The sequence below is a fragment of the Agrobacterium sp. fls2-241-TYG-188a genome, from assembly GCF_030209845.1.
Genome location: NZ_JARVRD010000001.1, coordinates 241418 through 259646, shown reverse-complemented (window position 1 = coordinate 259646; position 18229 = coordinate 241418). Strand labels below are relative to the sequence as shown.

Below are 18229 nucleotides of genomic sequence, written 5' to 3'. Positions count from 1 at the left end.
AGCTACAATGCCCATGGTGTGAAGAGCACTTGCGATGTGGTCTTCAAACGTCGCTGAAGGCTGACACGAAAGCTTCGACCCGTAAGACTGACGACTATCGCGTCATGCTAATGAAGGACTTTTCAATATCTCTGCCACCTGATAGTTCTTACTTTGTTCGCAAGGCAATTTTGAAGCGTCACTCTCGATTTAAGAGGATTCTTCCATGCCGAATTCAAAGTAGGCACACATCAAGGAAAACGGGATGGCGGTTGCCTATCTGGAAAAACTGAACGAGCAGCAGCGCAAGGCCGTCGAGCATGGCGTTGGGCTGGCTGAGGGCAACGCAGCGGGGCCATTGTTGATCATCGCTGGGGCGGGCTCCGGCAAGACGAATACACTGGCGCATCGTGTGGCGCACCTTATCGTCAATGGTGCCGACCCGCGCCGTATTCTGCTCATGACCTTTTCGCGCAGGGCCGCCTCGGAAATGGCCCGCCGCGTCGAGCGTATCTGCCGCAATGTTCTGGGTGCCAATGCTGCCGTCCTGACTGACGCGCTTGCGTGGTCGGGTACGTTTCATGGGATCGGTGCCAGACTGCTGCGGATGTATGCCGAGCAGATCGGTCTCAATCTCGACTTCACAATCCACGACCGGGAAGACAGCGCCGACCTGATGAACCTCGTGCGCCACGAGCTTGGATTTTCCAAAACCGAAAGCCGTTTCCCGACCAAGGGCACCTGTCTCTCGATCTACTCGCGCGCCGTTAACTCGGAGACACCGCTAAACGAGATTCTTCGCCAGCACTATCCATGGGTCGCCTCTTGGGAGGAACAGTTGAAGGAACTGTTCGGAGCTTATGTCGAGGCAAAGCAGGCGCAGAACGTGCTCGATTACGATGATCTGCTGCTCTACTGGGCGCAGATGGTGAGCGATCCCGAACTCGCCGACGATATCGGCAGTCGTTTCGACCATGTGATGGTGGATGAGTATCAGGACACGAACAAGCTGCAGGCGTCTGTCCTGATGGCGCTCAAGCCCGGCGGACGGGGATTGACCGTCGTAGGTGATGATGCACAATCAATCTATTCGTTTCGGGCAGCAACAGTTCGCAACATTCTCGACTTCCCGGCATCGTTCAGTCCGGCAGCGGACGTCATCACGCTCGATCGCAATTACCGTTCGACCCAGCCCATTCTGGCAGCAGCCAACGGCGTGATCGAGCTTGCGCGCGAGCGTTTCACCAAGAACCTGTGGACGGAACGGGAGTCGCTGGAGCGACCGAAACTCGTGACCGTCAAGGACGAAACCGAACAGGCGAATTTCATCGTTGAGCAGGTGCTGGCAAACCGCGAGGTCGGGATGACGCTGAAGCAGCAGGCGGTGCTGTTTCGCACTTCCAGCCACAGCGGCACGCTTGAAGTAGAACTCACCCGCCGCAACATTCCTTTCGTCAAATTCGGCGGCCTGAAGTTCCTCGACAGTGCCCATGTGAAGGACATGCTGGCAGTCCTGCGTTTCGCCCAGAACCCCCGTGACCGGGTGGCCGGTTTCCGTCTTCTGCAGATGCTGCCTGGCATTGGTCCCAAGAAAGCTGGCACCATTCTCGACACGATCGCATCCGACCCCGAACCGCTCTTGGCGCTTGCTGAAATTCCGCCGCCACTTAAGACGGGGGAGGACTGGACGTCCTTCGTTCAACTGTTGGGCGGCCTTCGAAAAACCCATGAAGGCTGGCCATCGGATATCGCGCAGGCCCGTCTTTGGTACGAACCGCATCTTGATCGCATCCATGAAGATGCCGACACGCGCAAGGCCGACCTTCTGCAACTCGAGCAAATCGCCAGCGGCTACCCTTCCCGAGAGCGTTTCCTGACTGAACTGACGCTTGATCCACCGGATGCGACCAGCGATCAGGCGGGTGTCCCGCTGCTCGACGAAGACTACCTCATCCTGTCGACCATCCATTCGGCCAAGGGGCAGGAATGGCGCTCCGTTTTCATGCTCAACGTCGTCGATGGCTGCATACCGTCGGACCTCGGCACCGGAACGACGCAGGAACTCGAAGAAGAGCGACGCCTGCTTTATGTCGGCATGACGCGTGCCAAGGACAGCCTGTCGCTGATTACGCCGCAGCGGTTTTTCACCCACGGTCAGAACTCGCAGGGCGATCGGCATGTTTACGCTGCCAGAAGCCGGTTCATCCCGGCGACCCTGTTGCAGTATTTCGAACCAATGGCCTGGCCGAAAGTCTCACCCGCAGCGTCTGAACGCAGTGCCCAGCAAATCCGCATTGATGTCGGCGCACGCATGCGCGGCATGTGGAAATAGGGGCGACCAATGCGTCGCTTCCAAACCACGCCCGACTGCCGCACGTCAACGCAGGCGCAACGACGACCCGGTGCTTCATACCGTCGAAATTCTGGCAGCGCATTATGGCTGGCAGGCGGTTAGGAAGAGACAGCAATGCCTGGTCGACTTATTGCTGCTCGATGACCGCGGAAGACAATTGGTCAATTCCCGTGAGACCAAGCAGGCCAATGTTGCGATGAAGCTCATCCATAAGGATAGCGGCAGCCTTTGCCACACCGGCTTGGCCACCAACCGTCGCCGCGTATAGAAACGGTCTGCCGACGAAAACAAACTTAGCACCGAGGGCCAGCGCTTTTACGACGTCGGTGCCTCTGCGAAATCCCCCATCGATCATGACAACTGTCCCAGGCCCCACCTTATCTACTATTGCCGGAAGTGCTTTCAGTGGCGCGATGGCACCGTCCAGTTGCCTGCCGCCATGGTTGGAGACGATGATACCGTCTGCTCCGCGGTGTACGGCAATGGCCGCATCTTCGGGATGAAGAATGCCTTTCACGATCAGATTTCCAGCCCACCTCTCCCTGATCCGGCTGAGATGGTCCCAGCTCAAATGATCCTTTTTACCAAAGTCGCGCATCACGTTGGACGCAAGGATAGGCGCACCGCGCGTGGCATAGGAGTTTTCAAAATGGGGAATGCCATGCTTGAGGATCGTGCGACCGAAGGTGCCGATGCTCCATGCCGGGTGGCTCAATCCCTGCCAGGCAAGACGAGCGCTTGGTCGTAGCGGTGTTGAGAAACCTGCTCGGATGTTGTTCTCGCGATTTGCCAGGACGGCGGTATCGACGGTCAGCACGAGTGTTTTATACCCCGCCGATGCGACGCGGTCGATCAGCGCATCGATCCGATCCGGCTCACCGGGAAGATAGGCCTGGAACCATGATCGGGGCGCCGCCTCGACGATCTCCTCAAGCCGGATCAGGGACGAACCGCTCATGATCATGGGGATACCGGCATCCTGCGCTGCTCTCGCCAAGACGAGATCTCCCCGATAGGCCATCAAGGCACTGATGCCCATGGGTGCGATGCCAAAGGGGGCGTTCCACTCCTCGCCCAACAAGGTGGTCTTTGTGGTTCTGCCCGAGACATTTCGCAGCACCCTCGGCAGCAAAGCGATGTCCTGAAACGCAGCAGCATTCTGTCGCAGCGAGGCGTTGGTCTCGCTGGCCCCGGCAATATAGCCAAATAGCGGCTTTGGCAGATGGCGTCGCGCAAGGCTCTCGAAATCGTCCAGAGAGAGCACGCCGCGCAGACGGCGAGCAGACGAAAAGCCGGGAATAGGTAATGTCATGGATAGCTCACAGATTGCATCATGCCGACGCAGGTCAATTTCTTTTCCCTACCGAAGCGAAAAGGGCGCCTCGCGGCGCCCCTCTGTCAGTCTTCGCTCGCTTCGAAGGCGGCTTTTCTGTTCTTGCGGATGGTTGGCAGGATCAGGGTCAGCAGCATCAGCGCTGTCACGGCCAGAAGCACCGCGCTGATGGGGCGCTCGAAGAAGACCAGCCAGTCACCCTGCGACAGAAGCATGGCGCGGCGCAGGTTGGTTTCCAGAAGCGGACCTAGAACGAAGCCCAGCAGAAGCGGACCCGGTTCGCATTTCGCCTTGCGCAGAACATAGCCCAAGATGCCAAACAGGATCACCAAAGCCACATCGAAACCACGATTGCTGACGCTGTACACACCGACGCAGCAGAACAGCAGAATGGCAGGATACATCAGGCGATAAGGGATTTGCAGCAGCTTTACCCAAAGACCGATGAGCGGCAGGTTAATGACGAGCAGCATGGCGTTGCCGAGCCACATCGAGGCGACGAGACCCCAGAACAATTCCGGCTGGTTCTGGATGACCGATGGGCCGGGCGTAATGCCGTGAATGGTCATTGCACCCAGCATCATGGCCATGATCGAGTTGGACGGAATGCCAAGTGTCAGAAGCGGTATGAACGAAGACTGCGCACCCGCATTATTCGCAGCTTCCGGCCCTGCAACACCTGCAATAGCGCCGTGACCGAATTTCTCCGGCGTCTTGGAAATACGTTTTTCGACCGAATAGGCACTGAACGCGCTCAAGGTTGCGCCACCACCCGGCAGAACGCCCAGGATGGTGCCGACACCGGTGCCGCGCAACACGGCCGCCCAGCTATCCTTGAATTCTTCGCGGGTCGGCCAAAGCCTGCCGATCTTGCTTTGCAAGACACCGCGAACCTCCTTGGATTCAAGGTTTGTGGCGATTTCCGCAATGCCGAACAGACCGACCGCGATAACGACGAAATCGATACCGTCATAAAGATCGGTCGATCCAAATGTCATGCGGGCCGACCCGCTGTTGACGTCGATACCGACCATGCCCAGCACGAGGCCCAGGCACACCATGCCGATGGCCTTGACCACCGAACCATGAGCCAGAATGGTGGCGGCGAGCAGACCGAAGATACACAGCGCCACATATTCGGCCGGTCCGAAGGACAGGGCGAAGGAAGACAGCGTTGGGCCGGCAATCGCCAGTGCAATGGTTGCCACAGTACCGGCAAAGAAAGATCCGAGTGCCGCGATGGCAAGGGCGGCGCCCGCCCTGCCCTTTCTGGCCATTTGATAACCGTCGATCGCGGTCACAACCGCCGAGGCCTCGCCAGGAAGATTGACCAGAATAGCCGTTGTCGATCCGCCATACTGAGCCCCGTAGAAAATGCCCGCGAGCATGATCAAGGCGCCGAGCGGCGGCAGGAAGAAAGTAACCGGCAGCAGAATTGCCACGGTTGCAGTTGGTCCGATGCCGGGCAACACGCCAATCAGCGTTCCCAGCAGCGCGCCGAGGAAACAGAACATCAGGTTGGTGGGTGTCAGGGCCTCCGAGAAGCCAAGCATGAGTACGTCGAAAAATGCCATCGAAATGATCCGATCAAGTCAGGACAGGCAATCAGAAGGGCCAGATAGGCATCTGAACGCCAAGTCCGTAAACGAAGAGGAGCGCGCCAAGAGAGGTGAGCACGGCGGTCGAGATAAAAATCTCTTTCCAGCGCGACTCCGGGTCGGCAAGGCTTCCGACGACCAGCAACCAGATGGTCGCCGGTACGAAGCCGAAACGCTCTGCTGCAAAGGCGAACCCTGCAATGGCCACGACCAGAATGATGAGCGGCTTGGGGTTGATCGCGTCCAACGCCTCCTGGGGTTTGGACAAACCCTTGATGAGAACGACCGCACCAATCAGCGCAATGATGGCGCACAGCGACTTCGGGAGAAACCCGGGGCCCATCATCGCCGGAGTGCCGTATGTCAGGTCGCGCGCGGCCCAAAGGCCAAGCGCTCCCAGAAATATCATCACGCCGCCCGCCAGCATATCGGGATGGTCCCGACCTTTGACTGCAGGCTCCGTGCTCATTGCTGCACCCAAGGTGTTGTATCCCAGATTTTCTGGAAACGGGCGAGACGTGTCGGCATTTCCTTTTCCCAATCAGGTCCGCTGAGATAGGCCAGTGGCAAGGCCATCTGCTTGGCCTGTTTCTGGAATTCCGGATTGTCGAGCGTTGCCTTGATGGCCGCAGCGAAACGATCCGTGATTTCAGCCGGTACCTCACGCGGAGCGGCGATGCCGCGCTCTGATGTCATCTCGACATTGAAACCGGACTCAATGGCAGTCGGTACGTCTGGAAGCTGCGGCGAGCGCTCTTTTCCAAATGTGTTGATCATACGCAGACCCGACGTATCGTTTCCGCCGAACTCACTGACATTGAGACCCCCACCGGTAACCTGTGCACCGAGGATGGCCGTGCGCGTTTCACCAGCGCCGTTGAAAGGGATGTGGGTGATCGTCGTGCCGGATTCCGATCCCAGAATGATGATTGCGAGGTGATCATCCGTGCCGATGCCCGATGAGCCGAATGAAACCGCACCGGGCTTTGCCTTTGCGGCCGCGACGAAATCCGCCAGAGTTTTGATGTCCGATGCCGCGGGAACGACGATAGCTGCCGGATCATCGACGATGCGCGCAACCGGCTTGATGGTCTTCGGATCGTAACCCAGCTTTCTCTGCACCTGCATGGACAAGAAGCCTGGTGTGTTGATGAAGGAGAAGGTGTAGCCGTCCGGCTTGGCCTTTGCCAAGGCGGTATAGGCGATTTCGCCCGACGCACCCGGACGGTTTTCGATCACAATGTCTGCGCCGAGTTCTTTTTCGAGATAGGGCTGCATGGCACGCGCCATGACGTCGGTGCTTCCGCCCGGTGCAAAGGCGACGATCATCTGAATTGGCCGATCTTTAGGCCATTCAGCCTGTGCAGAACCGATTGTCGCCAGCAAGGTACCGGCTGCCAAAGCTGCAATCCTCATCATATTCATCGATATGCTCCTCCCAAGGAACGCTGTGCAGGCCCGGCGCCCGCTCGGATACTAGCCGGGATTTCCTCCAAGCGCGGTGCTCAGCTTGCGAGCGGCAACGCGGAGAATTTCGAGATTTTTGGATATGGCCTCATCGCCAAAACGCGATGGCGGGCCGGTCAAGGCCAGAGAACCGAACAGGGCCTGACCTTCACGGTAGATGGGTACGGCGATGCTGGCGACCTGCGGATCGCGCTCACCGATGGTGACGTGAAAGCCCTGGGCGCGAATGTCATCGTAGATTTTTCCGGAAACACCGGTGAACGCCAGAATGACGCGACCCGGCGCACCGCGATCCAGCGGCATCGTATCGCCCACACGGGCGGAATGGCGGATCGACTGCGTTGAATCATGGCGATGAAGGCAAACGCGCACATCGCCTTCCTTGATATAGACGGCAGCGCTCTCGCCGCTCTCATCGCTGATTTGAGCAAGCAAAGGCTCAACAACGGCGGAAGATTTGAATGTCGATTGATACAGCCCGCCCAGACGCACCAGCTTGGGGCCGAGCCGCCAGCTGGCATCTTCATTGCGGACGAGCATGGAGGATTTGGCGAGCGAACGCGCAATGCGAAGGACCGTGGATTTGTCGAGTTCAGTGCGACGCGCAAGCTCACCCAGCGTCAACGCATAGTCGACATCCGTGAAAGCTTCCAGCATCGAAACAGCCCGTTCAACAGCTGCAACACCTGAAGAATTGCCTGGCATTGGTCTTAACCTCCCGTAAAAAAGCGTTGTACTGAGTACAACACCTTTTCATTTAGTACAATACCCGATAATGAGGATTCGTCAACCGTCGCTCCCATGCGCAGCGACGCACCGAAATTCGGGAGGTTTTAGTGAGCAAAATCAATAGGGCGGCGGCGACCGCAAACCCGTCCGCGGCGGCTGCCACAGGTCACAAGGTTCTCGTCACAGGCGCGCAACTGGCGCCCGAAGCTACGGAACTTCTCCAAAAAAATGGAATCGAGACGATTTACGCCGATGGCTATAGCGGTTCTGGAAATCTTGCCGACATCGCAAGGACCAACGCAGTCGATGCCATCCTCGTACGCCAGGGGCAGATAAACGATCTGGTCATCGGATCGTCGCCGCGTCTTCGCGTGATCGCGAAACACGGTAGCGGCGTAGACAATATCGATCTGGATGCCGCAACATCCCGTAACATCCCCGTGCTGCGCGCGCTTGCTGCCAATGCCCAATCGGTCGCGGAACTGGCGATTACCCTGTCTGTAACGCTGATGAAAGATATCGGCACGCTGAGCGACACGGTCAAAGGCGGTGCCTGGCCAAAGACAAAATATGTCGGTCGCGACCTTGCTGGCGCAAAGTTCGGCATTATCGGCTTTGGTGAAATCGGCCGCAGAACCGCCAAGCTTGCCCAAGGGCTTGGCATGGAAACCAGCGCCTACGATCCATTTGCAGAGGACGCGGACGGCACGCGAGTTAGCCGCGAGCTGACGGACATTCTGGCAGAAAGCGACATCGTTAGCCTGCACTGCCCTCTATCGCCACAGACGCATCATCTCATCAATGCCGAGCGATTGAAGCTGATGAAGCCAGCCGCTTTCATCGTCAACACATCACGTGGTGCCGTGATTGACGAAGCTGCTTTGCTAGAGGCCTTGAAAGAAGGAAGCATCGCAGGGGCCGCGCTCGACAGCTTCGAACAGGAGCCCCCGGCACAGGATCATCCGTTCTGGGGGCTGCCAAACCTTATCGCCACCCCCCATGTGGGCGGCGCGAGCCGTTCGGCGCTGCGCAACATGGCCGTGCAGAGCGCACAGCACATTGTCGATGTGCTCACCGGCGTGCCGTTCGACCGGCGTGCACTGGCCAACCAGAACCTCGAACAGAACTAACCCACCCAACACAATACGGAGGAATTGAAATGTTAGGTTTCAGAGTCTGCAAGCGTAAGCAGAATGTCAGCGCTGACTGGGTCGACAAATTTAGAACGCTCCCGGTCGCCAATGTCAGCGATGTCATGTCGCGCATGACGGCTGGCGGCGCGCCGCTGCGTCCTTTCTATACCGGCCCGCGCATGGTCGGCGCAGCCGTGACTGTCAAAGCCCGCCCCGGCGACAATCTGATGGTTCACAAGGCCCTCGACATCGCCGAGCCGGGCGACATCGTCGTCGTTGATGCCGGTGGTGATCTTAGCAATGCGATCATCGGCGAATTGATGGTTGCGCACGCGGCCCAACGCGGCCTCGGCGGCATCGTCATCTTCGGCGCCATTCGGGACAGCGAAGAACTGCTGGCAGGATCCTTCCCCGTCTTTGCCGCAGGCGTAACCCATCGCGGCCCTTACAAGGATGGCCCCGGCGAAGTGAATGTACCCATCGCTATCAACGGCATGGTCATCGAACCCGGCGACCTCATTTGCGGCGATGCCGACGGTCTTCTATCCGTCCCGCTTGCCTCAGTCGAAACCGTGTTCGAAGCCGCTTCGAAAAAGCATGCGGCCGAAACGAAGCAGATGGAAAACATCAAACTGGGCAAAAATGATCGTGCTTGGGTCGATGCCTCTCTGGCCCGGCTCGGCTGCTTCATCGAAGCTTGAAAAGCTCGAGGCGTGGAAATATCCACGCCTCAGCCACTCATGCTCCTAGCCCTTGAAAGGGCTCAAACCGCAGCCCCCCACTTCAATTTCTTTGGCGAAGCAAAGAATCCTTCTTCGGAGTATGAATAGTCTACTTCGCCCATTTGGCTTGGCTGCTCAGCGGCATTTCAAGAATTGCAGCTGTGCTGCTTCCATAGCCTTTCGCCCAAAATCTCCAATTCACAGAGATTCTTCACGGCCTTGCACTCGCGGCTGTCAGTCGGCCGATACCGCCTCTCTCAACCCTTCGGCACTCCGTTGGACTGCCTTGCCGACTGCAATGATCTGATCCCACTGACCCTTGCAAGGCACCAAACGCCTTGGAGTAAGACGACCTGGGCGCCCACATAAATGCAATTTCTACTTTAGTAAAATATATTAATTATCTTGGGATATAACCGTCACAGCAATTCCCTCACTCCAGGCGCGCTCCATGATGAACATTTTTGCTTCCAACTCCAATCTGGTCCTCTCGGCACTCGATCTCTCCTTCGCCATCATCGAATTTGAGACGGACGGCACTATCCTCAGAGCGAATAAGAATTTTTGCGATTTGATGGGGTACACCGAGAAAGAAATCATCGGACAGCATCATCGCATCTTTGTCGATAAAGAATATGCTGGTTCTTCTGAATATACCGCATTCTGGCGAAAGCTTCAGGGCGGCACATTTGAGTGCAGCGAGTTCAAGCGCATCGCAAAGAATGGCGACGAAATCTGGATTCGAGGGAACTATAACCCCGTGAAAAGCACCAGTGGAAAGGTGCTTAAGATCATCAAGTTCGCAAACGACATCACACAGACCAAGATGGATGGCCTGGACAGTGGTTCTAAGCTGGCTGCGGTCGCACGCGCCCAGGCGACAATCGAATTCACACCCGAAGGCAAGATTATCACCGCCAACGAAAACTTCTTGAAGGCGCTGGGATATTCGCTGAACGAAATAGTCGGTCAACACCACCGCATGTTTGTAGAGCCTACGGAGGCAAACTCCCAACGATACCTGGAATTTTGGACCCGATTGCGCATGGGTGAGTTCGTCGCGGACGAATTTCTGCGCATTGGCAAGGGTGGACGTCATGTCCATATCCAGGCGTCCTATAATCCGGTGTTCGACCCGAGCGGGAAGATCATCAAAGTCGTCAAGTTTGCCACCGACATCACCGGTCGCGTTCAAAATGTCGAGCAGCTGGCGCTAGGATTGACAAGGTTTGCGGACGGAGATCTCTCCCAGCAGATCGAGCAACCATTCATCCCCTCCCTGGAGAGGCTTAGAACGGACTTTAATTCGGCATCCCAGAAACTAAAGCTCGCGCTCGCTGCGGTTGCAGAGAATGCCCAGGCGATTACCGCTGGCTCTAACGAAATCCGTATTTCTGCAGACGATCTGGCAAAGCGGACAGAACAGCAGGCGGCCTCTGTTGAAGAAACGGCTGCCGCCCTGGAACAGATCACGACCACCGTGAAAGATTCCAGCCAGCGTGCCGAGGAAGCTGGTCGTCTTGTTGCTCGCACCAAGGACCACGCCAATCACTCGGGCAATGTCGTTCGTGAAGCGATCAGCGCCATGGATCAGATCGACGCATCGTCGAAAGCAATTTCCAACATCATCGGCGTGATCGATGAAATCGCGTTTCAAACGAATTTGCTGGCACTGAATGCCGGTGTCGAAGCGGCGCGCGCCGGTGAGGCTGGCAAAGGATTTGCCGTGGTTGCTCAAGAGGTGCGTGAACTTGCACAGCGCTCAGCGACAGCGGCTAAGGAGATCAAAACCCTCATCACCGCATCCGGCTCCTACGTCAGCAATGGTGTGGCGCTGGTAACGAAGGCGGGGACGGCTCTGCAGGAGATCGCGTCACATGTCGAGAACATCAATGGCGATATTACAGCGATCGTGGAGGCCTCCCGTGAGCAGTCGACTGCACTGAGCGAAATCAACCGGGCCATCAATTCAGTTGACCAGGGCACGCAGCAGAACGCTGCCATGGTGGAAGAACAAACGGCGGCCAGCCACGAACTCGCCAACGAAGCTGCCGCGCTGTTCGAATTGCTCGATCAGTTCCGTTTTGAAGCTGTGAAACACTCGCAAACAGCAAAGCCTGTCGAGATCAAGCGGCAGGCAACGACAAAAAGCGCACCATCGGCAAATTACCACGCGGCAGCGCAACGCCCATCCGTAGCTGTGGCCCCTCGTCGGGCGGCGAGTGCCTCAGCTACCGCAGCGGCACAAGCAAGCTGGGAAGAGTTCTAGGAAAATCGCAGATAAAATGTCCGCTCAAATTTCTTTGCGAAGATGATCGGACACTGCGACGGCTACAATAAACGAATAGCTTGGATTATGGGCGGCCAGCGTGGGTCGCCCATATCTGTTTGCACTGATGTCATTTTTTACTTCAGTTAGAACCACTTTAAATTTATTTAGAACTCATAAAGGCTAATCGCACGGTTTGATGTACTGGCTCAAATTCTCGTCTTGGAATCACTCTGCATTAAGCTTTTTCGCTTTTGCTCATTTGTGATATAAATCCAGCGAGCGATTGTGATGAGCCTTTACCCGATTCCCAATAATGACGAAAAACGAATCGAGGTTCTGGATAGCTTCGCGCTGATGGATACGGCGCCCGAGCGGGAATACGACCATATCATACAGATGGCGTCACGAATCTTCGACGTCCCGACCGTTTTGATTTCTCTGGTGCATCGTGATCGGCAATTTTTTAAAGCTCGTATCGGCCTGGATGTGTGCGAAACCGGAAGAGATGTTTCGTTTTGCACCTTCGCACTCATGGAATCCAGAGTCTTTGTCATACCGGATGCATCCAAGGATGAGCGCTTCCGAACGAATGCGTTGGTTACAGGCTACCCGAACATTCGCTTCTATGCTGGCGCACCACTCATCACGGCTGAAGGACATGCGCTTGGAAGCCTATGTTTGATCGATCCGAAACCGAGGATGACGTTCTCGGCTCGTGACCAGCGAGTCCTTCAGGATCTGGCAGCCATGGTCCTTGAAAGAATGGAATTGCGCCGGTTGGAACGGGAAAGCGAGACCAGCCGTAACAAATTCATCAACATCACATCCACATCTCCAGACGCCATCATCTGCGCAAACGGCAAAAACCAGATCACGTCATGGAATGCTTCTGCAGAAGAGATTTTTGGGTATTCCAAGGAAGAAGCGCTTGGCAAACCTCTCGACATCATCATGCCGGACGCGATGCGTGCCAGGCACGGGGCGGGTCTCGCCAGAGTGGCATCCGGCGGTCCCGCTCGCATCATTGGAACCTCCATCAATTTGACGGCGAAGCGTCGTGACGGCTCCGAAGTTCCGATAGAGCTCTCCCTTTCTCAATGGAACGAGGCGGGCGAGCCGCAATTCGGGGCCATTATCCGGGATATAACCAGCCGTCTGGAAGCTGTTAAACAGCTGAAACATGCTGCGGAATACGACGATCTGACCGGCCTTGCAAACAGGTCGAGTTTGAAGCGGCGTATTCGTCAGGCCTGCGAAGACGATGAGCCTTTGGCGCTCCTCCTTCTTGATTTGGACGGCTTCAAGGACGTGAACGATACGCTGGGGCATTCTGCGGGGGATTTTGTCCTCAAGATTGTTGCACGCCGTCTGAGAGAAAGCGTTCCTGACCACCATATGGTGGCCCGGCTGGGTGGGGACGAGTTTGTCATCGTGATGTCTGAAACGGTCGACCCGATAAAAACCAGTCAGCTTGCTTCGACCCTCATCTCCGTTATCGAGGAACCGATAGAATTCGAGAACGAGCCCATCCATATCGGGGCCAGTATCGGCATTTCTCTGAAATCGGGGCCGGAAGACGACAGTGAGCGGATGCTGGGGAACGCAGATCTGGCCCTGTATCAGGCCAAAGCAGACGGTCGCCACCTCGTGCGCATCTTCACACCTGAGCTTCGCCAAACGGCTTTGAAGAAGGGAGCCATGAGTTCCTCAATCCGCCAAGCCTGGGAAAATCAGGAGTTTGAACTCTATTACCAACCTCAGATCAAGCTCAGCGATGGCAGCCTGTCCGGTGCAGAAGCGCTGATAAGATGGAACCATCCACAGCTTGGTGTTGTCTCGCCTGCCGCCTTTTTGCCTGTACTGGAAGCAAGCCTTCTTGCTGTTCCCGTGGGCGAATGGATATTGCGCACGGCATGTGCGCAGGCAGCGCATTGGCGGCAGGCCGGTTGCCAGCATTTCAGGATCGGCGTCAATCTGTTTGCAGCACAATTCAGGACCCGGGATTTTGCGAAATCCGTCGAGGCAGCGCTTGCGGACAGCCATTTACCGGCAACGGCGCTGGAATTGGAAATAACGGAAAATATCATTCTGCGAAATGAACAGCGAATTATGGAGCCCCTTCATTACCTCCGCTCGCTCGGCGTAGGAATTGCGTTCGATGACTTCGGAACCGGCTTCGCATCGCTTAGCCTTTTGAAGGACTATCCTGTCACCCGGCTAAAGATTGATCGATCGTTTGTCAGCGGCAGCGAGCGCAACAAGAAAGATGAGGCAATCGTTGAAGCGGTCGCCAAACTTGCAGCGGGATTTGACCTCGAAGTGATTGCTGAGGGCATTGAAACACTCGAACAGGAACATCTGATGCAGCACTATGCGTGCGACGAAGGACAGGGCTATCTCTACGGGCGCCCGATGAAGGCGAGCGAGTTCACACGCCTTTACCTGACAACAGACGCAAACCAGACCGCAGTGGGTGGCTGAGATAGCACCTCAAGAACATTAGCTCTCATTGCGGTGCTGAGAAATTATGACGGCTGGAGGCGAGGATCGCAGCTTTTGACGAGACAGGAACCGTCGGCATCCGCTGCGATCCCGATAGGCCTGCGAACGGGTCGTCATTCGCGAGCCTCTCTCTGACCTTAGCATCACCAGACCCTATGTGATCATAGGGGCTATGACGTTGACATTCGTCTGAAGAACTCGCGTCCCACCGGCAGGCTACTCGTTTCAACACCGGAAATCGATGCATGTGCCCCAGCACACCCTCATTAGCAGCGGCGTCATATCGAATGGCGCGCAGAAGATCGCTTGATTACCGTGCCATTTGTTGCAGGGATTTCGGGTAAATAGCGTCGTGATCCGCGTTGCGGTGAGTGCGCTTTGAGCAGACGTCGACGACAACCGCGGCAAAGGTGAGCACAGGGCACCGCGATAAAAGTAAGTTGTTATTGACCATAATCGCGGCTCTTGAGGCAGGCTCCGCTAATTCATTAAAATTTGATAATCAAAATGCACATAAATTTGAGGGGGCAAGCTTTAGCAAGTCAGCCAATCGCAACTTTGGCACGCCCTCATGTTAGAAGCACTCTTTCCACCAAAATCGACTCCGACGAACGCCGGCTCCAACACGCAAACGTCGGGCACACAAACCACAACTGGCTCGTCGGGCACGACGACAAGTGATGCGTCTTCTCCTGCTCCGTCCAGCCAGAGCTCCACTTCGCCTGCAAGCTCGACCCAGCCTGTAGCCAGTACCCCTGCCCCTGCTGATGACGAAGATACAGATACAGACGACGGCACTTACTCGCCATCGCCGTCGCCGTCTTCAGGTTCTGAACCAGTAGGCGAAACATCTGACGCCCCGGAAAGCAGCAATGCGCCATCGGCGAGCGATGGTGCGTCTACGGAGGCAAGCACGGAACAGTCCAGTCCATTACCAGCGGAATCTGCCGGTGGTGGAGAAGAACAACCGACGTCCTCTGCTCCGCCCGAAGATGGCTCATCCGTCAGCGGCGAAGACCAGTCAACCGTTTCCCCACCAGAAAATGCCAACGAAGAGTCGCCTTCGGCAGGCCCAGACACAGAAACCACCCCCACAACAGCAGACTCATCGGAAGCGGTAGGGGACCCGGCACCTGAGCCGACTGGCACACAGGAGCAGCCGCAATCAACTGATGCCGAACCCGCCGCCGATGAGCCAAACGCAAACAGCAGCGAATCCGAGAGCGGGGCATCCGTCGAAGAGGATAGTACCGTTTGGCCAGCGCCGGTGCAGGGCAATAACGGGTCTACACCCCAGTCGACCTCGCCGTCCAAGCCCGGCACGACAGAGCATGTCGGTATTGACCAGCCGGCATCAACACATGTTTCTGCCCGTACCGAACAGACCTTCAGATTTGATGTTATTGAAGCAAGATTGTCCTCGCGTCGTTTTGCCGATGAAGAAAAAGCCGCGGCGGAAGCTGCCCGCAGCCGGGCTGAAGAGGTGCAGAAAGAACGCTTACTTCGCGGGCTTCTCGACGCTATCGTCCATAAGGACCCATCGGTCGCTAAAAACACATTGCTCAGTGAGACCGAAAGCGATGAGCCGAAGGCAAGCCTCGTTGAGACCTACTACGCAGAAGCGTGATTGTGTCGCCTGAATGAAATTGTTGCTGAAACCTCTTTTGCTCGCGCAAGAGAGGTTCTTCTTTTGAGGACCAACACGCATACCCCCCAACGGTTAGCGGCAAGCACAGACCTCACCTAGAAGTTCAGGCGTGCTGTCAACGTAGCATTGAACGGCTCTCCGATCTGGTTTCCAAAGGCCGTGCTTCCGATAGAAGAGGTGTAATAGGTTCGATCAAAAATGTTTTTAAGATTGAGCTGAACGGTGATCGGTCGTTCTGATGCAAAAGTGTATGCTGCGAAAGCGTCGACAACGGCGTATCCGGGCAGATCGTAAGAGTTGTCATTGATACCCGCCCTGTCGCCAACCGCGCGGATGCCCGCGCCAATTTTCAACCTGTTGCCGGCGGGACCAACTTCACCCATGTCGTAGGCGAGAGACAGTGAACCAGTGTGACGGGCGACATTGACGGGCCGCTTGCCCGCGTTTTCTCCCTCTTTGACTTCAGCATCCGTATAAGCATAGCTGGCGATGATATCGAGGTCAGACGTGAGTGAACCGGCGATATCCATCTCCACACCCCGTGCGCGAACGAGCCCCGCCGCCTTGACAACACTGACACCGCTTTCAACCGCGCTATACGCAACGTTTTCCTTGTCTGACGTATAGAGAGCGACGTTTGCCGTCAGCCCGGAGGGAAGCTCGAATTTCGAGCCGATCTCATAGGAAATCCCCTCTTCCGGTTTCAGAGAGCCATACAGGCTGGCAATGGAAGATTGCGGGCGAAACGTCTTGGCGGCATTCACGTAGAGGGCAACGTCTGGGGTGAGTTTATAGACGATCCCCGCATTGGGAACGAGGGCGTCACCAAAACTATCGGTGTTGTTCTTGAACGGACGCCCCTTGCCTGCGAGCAGGTCATAATACTGATATCGCAAACCACCGACGACAATCCATTGGTCACTGAGATGAACCGAATCCTGCATATAGACAGATGCCGTCGAAAGCTTTTCAGTCTGATCGCTATCGGATGCGGAGACAGTCGAGCATTCGGGTAGATTGCCGTAAACGGGATTGTACATATTGAAACTGGTAGAGTTTCCACAACGAAGCATATCCGTGCGAAGCGTGTCGCTGTAATCGTAGGACGCCCCGATCAGGAGGTCATGCTGCATTCCTCCGACATCGACCTCTCCGGTAAGATCTGTGCGCACGGCGTTATTATAAATCGTGGAATAATCCGTCGCGTCCGCTCTTCTCGTCAGGACGCCAGTCGTTGCATTATAGCCTAATACGCGTGCCTGGTTGTCTGAATAGACATTGCGGCTGTAGCTGTAATCGATACCAAGATTCCAGTTATCATTGAGCCGGTGGTCAATCTCGACCTGGAAGAGGTCGGACTTTCCGTCAGTGATGTTATAGGGTTCGTCAAAACGGATCTTGCGATCCACATTCACGGCACGGCCCGTGGTCGTGTCGAAGATCGTGCCCCGATCAAAGGGCACGCTATAATCCTCATGCATATAGGTCGCGGTAATTTCGGTATCTTCACCGGTCCATTTCAGAGATGGAGATACCAGCCAATGCTTGCTCTCACCGAAGTTGCGCCAGTATTCAACATCCTTGTATTCGCCGATCAGGCGATAGGAGAGGTCGGTGCCTTCGATCGGGCCGGTAACATCGACGCCCGTCGTGCCACCTCCGAAGCTTGAAAGGTTGCCGTAGACTTCGCCTGAAAACGTCTCTTCCGGCTTCTTCGTCACGACATTGACCATGCCGCCAGGATCGAGAATGCCATAAAGGGTGGAGGACGGACCTTTGAGCACTTCAACACGATCCGTCATGGCATTGAACGAACGCGGGATGGCTGTTTTTAATCCGTTGGTAAGAATAGATCCGTCTCTGTTGTCACCGAACCCACGGCGAATAATGGAATCTTGCGTCCCGCCCAGCGTGTTGGTCTGGGTAACGCCACTGATATTGCCGAGTGCCTCATCGAGATTGGTGGCGTTCTGGTCTTCCAGAACCGAATGGCTGACGACATTGACCGCCTGGGGAATATCGATCAGCGGGGTGTCGGAGCGCGTGGCTGTACTGGTCGATCTTGGCTGATAACCATTCGTAGCGCCCGAACCGTCGACAACGATGGGCGTGAGAACGGTAGATTTTTCCGTCTTGATACTTTGACCCTGCTCAGACTGACGGGCCGACTTCTTAATGGTAGCGATCTCCTGCGCCATCGCCGGCGGAGCGCTCAGGCTTCCCGCCACCGAAAGCACGATCAATGCTGCCTGCATCTCGCATCTGTCGAATCCCATGTTCATTCAGTCCCCATGAATGCAAAATCAATCTCTCAAGAGGGCTTCATGATTTTCATGAATGTAGTAGTCAACTTTAAAATCCGGAAAACGGACGGCCTTCAATCGAAATCGCGGGACCGAAGGGGAGCGTAACAGGCTCTAAACCACACCTGCCGCCCGATTTTAGCCTGCTACCTGCAGGCCACATCCGTTGATTATTGTTGACTACTACATT

At 56.1% G+C, this 18229-nt stretch carries 12 protein-coding genes; 6 read left to right on the top strand and 6 right to left on the bottom strand.

Annotation, left to right across the window (positions count from 1 at the left end):
* Positions 1-244: 244 nt before the first annotated feature.
* Entirely contained in the window at positions 245-2311 is a 2067-nt protein-coding gene (locus QRN85_RS01110; protein WP_113170701.1) for an ATP-dependent helicase, read from the top strand.
* Positions 2312-2459: 148 nt separating this feature from the next.
* Here the strand turns inward: QRN85_RS01110 and QRN85_RS01105 are convergent, their stop codons facing one another.
* The 5 genes from QRN85_RS01105 to QRN85_RS01085 all read right to left on the bottom strand — a co-directional run bounded on the left by QRN85_RS01105 (position 2460) and on the right by QRN85_RS01085 (position 7435).
* Complete coding sequence (locus QRN85_RS01105) at positions 2460-3644, bottom strand: alpha-hydroxy acid oxidase (RefSeq protein WP_113170702.1); 1185 nt, start codon at positions 3642-3644, stop codon at positions 2460-2462.
* 86 nt (positions 3645-3730) lie between these two features.
* Positions 3731-5239 (bottom strand): tripartite tricarboxylate transporter permease, encoded by a 1509-nt coding sequence (locus QRN85_RS01100; protein WP_113170703.1) that lies wholly within the window; start codon positions 5237-5239, stop codon positions 3731-3733.
* Between the two features lie 31 nt (positions 5240-5270).
* Positions 5271-5732, bottom strand: coding sequence for a tripartite tricarboxylate transporter TctB family protein (locus tag QRN85_RS01095; protein ID WP_062590083.1), 462 nt, complete (start codon positions 5730-5732; stop codon positions 5271-5273).
* Positions 5729-6688, bottom strand: coding sequence for a tripartite tricarboxylate transporter substrate binding protein (locus QRN85_RS01090; RefSeq protein ID WP_062590082.1), 960 nt, complete (start codon positions 6686-6688; stop codon positions 5729-5731). Before QRN85_RS01090 ends, QRN85_RS01095 begins: the two co-directional genes overlap by 4 nt.
* 51 nt (positions 6689-6739) lie before the next feature.
* The gene (locus QRN85_RS01085) at positions 6740-7435 is read right to left on the bottom strand and encodes an IclR family transcriptional regulator (protein ID WP_062590081.1); all 696 of its coding nucleotides are present in this window, start codon (positions 7433-7435) and stop codon (positions 6740-6742) included.
* A 131-nt stretch (positions 7436-7566) separates the two neighbouring features.
* Between QRN85_RS01085 and QRN85_RS01080 the strand changes: the two genes are divergently transcribed.
* The 5 genes from QRN85_RS01080 to QRN85_RS01060 all read left to right on the top strand — a co-directional run bounded on the left by QRN85_RS01080 (position 7567) and on the right by QRN85_RS01060 (position 15715).
* A complete protein-coding gene (locus QRN85_RS01080) occupies positions 7567-8589 on the top strand; it encodes a hydroxyacid dehydrogenase (RefSeq protein WP_284756889.1) in 1023 nt (340 codons plus the stop codon).
* A 29-nt stretch (positions 8590-8618) separates the two neighbouring features.
* Positions 8619-9293, top strand: coding sequence for an RraA family protein (locus tag QRN85_RS01075; protein ID WP_113170704.1), 675 nt, complete (start codon positions 8619-8621; stop codon positions 9291-9293).
* Between the two features lie 472 nt (positions 9294-9765).
* Positions 9766-11583 carry a methyl-accepting chemotaxis protein gene (locus tag QRN85_RS01070; protein ID WP_502870741.1) on the top strand — a complete coding sequence of 606 codons (1818 nt, stop codon included), beginning with the start codon at positions 9766-9768 and terminating at the stop codon, positions 11581-11583.
* Positions 11584-11874: 291 nt separating this feature from the next.
* Positions 11875-14067, top strand: a complete 2193-nt coding sequence (locus QRN85_RS01065; RefSeq protein ID WP_113170705.1) for a sensor domain-containing phosphodiesterase — start codon at positions 11875-11877, stop codon at positions 14065-14067.
* A 592-nt stretch (positions 14068-14659) separates the two neighbouring features.
* The gene (locus QRN85_RS01060) at positions 14660-15715 is read left to right on the top strand and encodes a prolipoprotein diacylglyceryl transferase (RefSeq protein WP_113170706.1); all 1056 of its coding nucleotides are present in this window, start codon (positions 14660-14662) and stop codon (positions 15713-15715) included.
* 116 nt (positions 15716-15831) lie between these two features.
* Here QRN85_RS01060 and QRN85_RS01055 read toward each other — a convergent pair whose 3' ends face one another.
* The gene (locus QRN85_RS01055) at positions 15832-18012 is read right to left on the bottom strand and encodes a TonB-dependent siderophore receptor (RefSeq protein WP_284756888.1); all 2181 of its coding nucleotides are present in this window, start codon (positions 18010-18012) and stop codon (positions 15832-15834) included.
* Between the last annotated feature and the right edge of the window lie 217 nt (positions 18013-18229).